At 41.8% G+C, this 1,508-nt stretch carries 4 protein-coding genes; 3 read left to right on the top strand and 1 reads right to left on the bottom strand.

The window, feature by feature from the left end:
- Positions 1–137: phage/plasmid replication domain-containing protein (locus tag M8370_RS23320; RefSeq protein WP_349665612.1), on the bottom strand; the 137-nt coding region annotated here is incomplete at its 3' end.
- Positions 138–306: 169 nt separating this feature from the next.
- On the opposite strand from M8370_RS23320, the gene M8370_RS23315 reads away from it, so the two are divergent.
- The 3 genes from M8370_RS23315 (at position 307) to M8370_RS23305 (ending at position 1,434) form a co-directional block, all read left to right on the top strand.
- Positions 307–489: a hypothetical protein gene (locus M8370_RS23315; protein ID WP_001335098.1), complete on the top strand. Its 183-nt coding sequence runs from the start codon at positions 307–309 to the stop codon at positions 487–489.
- Positions 490–577: 88 nt separating this feature from the next.
- Positions 578–1,000, top strand: a complete 423-nt coding sequence (locus M8370_RS23310) for a hypothetical protein (RefSeq protein WP_052907448.1) — start codon at positions 578–580, stop codon at positions 998–1,000.
- A gap of 149 nt (positions 1,001–1,149) precedes the next feature.
- Positions 1,150–1,434: a hypothetical protein gene (locus tag M8370_RS23305; RefSeq protein WP_052907449.1), complete on the top strand. Its 285-nt coding sequence runs from the start codon at positions 1,150–1,152 to the stop codon at positions 1,432–1,434.
- Positions 1,435–1,508: the final 74 nt, after the last annotated feature.

Below are 1,508 nucleotides of genomic sequence, written 5' to 3'. Positions count from 1 at the left end.
GCTTCATGCGAGCCGCGAACAGTCAGTCGCTTAACGGTTTCCCACTCAATTGCACCGTCAGCATCAACGCTGACAACACTCCCCGCCGGAAGCGGTTTGTGTGTGCAAGGGAAAATCCCGGTAAGCCAATCGATCACGAATAAATCCTCAAAATTGCAAAAATGACGACTTACTAACACATGAGTTCAGTAGTTCATTAGTGTTTAAACATTACACCAGTGAGCTAGTGAGTTCAAGAGGCTTGGATGATATGAGTTCATGAGCATGTATACTCACTTCAAATATTGCATTGAACGAGCGTAAAAAATGGCAAAGCGCACGACTTATAACGTGACGGAAGAAAGAAAAATGAAACTAGAACGACTGGCTATAAATGCCAGTGTAAAACTAGGAAAAACAATTACATGGACAGAGATTTTAGGTTATCTGATTGATAACTACTCTAAAGATGCAGCAGAAGATCTCATGTCTGCCAAACAAAAGGATTAAGTACCACGAATGGTACAAACGTGCAGTATTACCAACACTGCACGTTCTTTATTGTGCGAATTTTGAACAGTAAAAAAGGATCAAAAAGATGAGTAGAAGTAACGAAACAAGCGGCGTTGAACTGGTTGTCGTCGGCGTATTTGCTTTCTGTCTGGCAGTTGTTGCCTGGCTAATGAAAACTTTCGATGTTGAATGGCAAACAGCACTGGAAACTGCGCCTGGCCTGATAGTCTGGCTGCTTGTTGTCGGTGCGGGGATCTTTTTCGGGATCAAAATGGAAACTGGTCTTGTTCGCTGGGGTGCTCCACTTGCGATCGCCCTTCTGATTCCGGTATTCAAACCAATTCTTAAGGAAGCAGCCGGAGTTCGTGAAATGGGCGGGTTAGTTTTCGATGATATGGTTTCGTGGTACGGAACTGGCTGGGGAATGTCGCTGATGTTCTTCGGGATTCTTATCGTCGGATACGGCCTACTTTATTGGTGGCACAGAAGAAAGTCATATTACTGGTAACTCCGCCGCGGGAAACCACGGTAAAGTTCGGGTGTCACAGAACCCCGAACCGCTAGGCGGTGAAAATATCATCAAATCGTTTTTTATTGTGTCTTAAAACTTTCAGATATGACTAAACATAACACTATCGATAAATAATGAGGTTTGACATGTTAACAATACAACAACTGGATGAGTTTAAAAAAGATATAGAAAAAGAGTTAAGAATCGTTAAATGGGCGCCAACATATACTCAGATTGCTGATATGCATCGCCGAATCATGGCTGTAATAAATGATAATGGCACCCCAAATATTAGAAAGATCGTAAATGATGTTTATGGGAAACCAATAACTGTTTTTGTTACGGATGGTCTGGATATGTCAACCGAGAGTACCCTTCTTGCTAAACTGAGAGCTCAAGCACAAGAGAGACAACAAGGAGATAAAAAATAATATGGATATTGAAGGAGTCATGGAAAAACAACGCTGTGAAATAGAAAGACACAGATTTGAATATCGTGCAAAAC

The sequence above is a fragment of the Enterobacter cloacae complex sp. OE43NF genome, from assembly GCF_023544405.1.
Taxonomy (GTDB): Bacteria; Pseudomonadota; Gammaproteobacteria; order Enterobacterales; family Enterobacteriaceae; genus Enterobacter; species Enterobacter cloacae.
Note: the sequence above shows the minus strand (reverse complement) of the source record. Positions and strands in the feature narration are given on the sequence as shown.

Coding starts and splice junctions, on each gene's coding strand:
- M8370_RS23310 (WP_052907448.1), top strand. CDS start 578: ATGAGTAGAAGTAACGAAACAAGCGGCGTTGAACTGGTTGTCGTCGGC.
- M8370_RS23305 (WP_052907449.1), top strand. CDS start 1,150: ATGTTAACAATACAACAACTGGATGAGTTTAAAAAAGATATAGAAAAA.
- M8370_RS23315 (WP_001335098.1), top strand. CDS start 307: ATGGCAAAGCGCACGACTTATAACGTGACGGAAGAAAGAAAAATGAAA.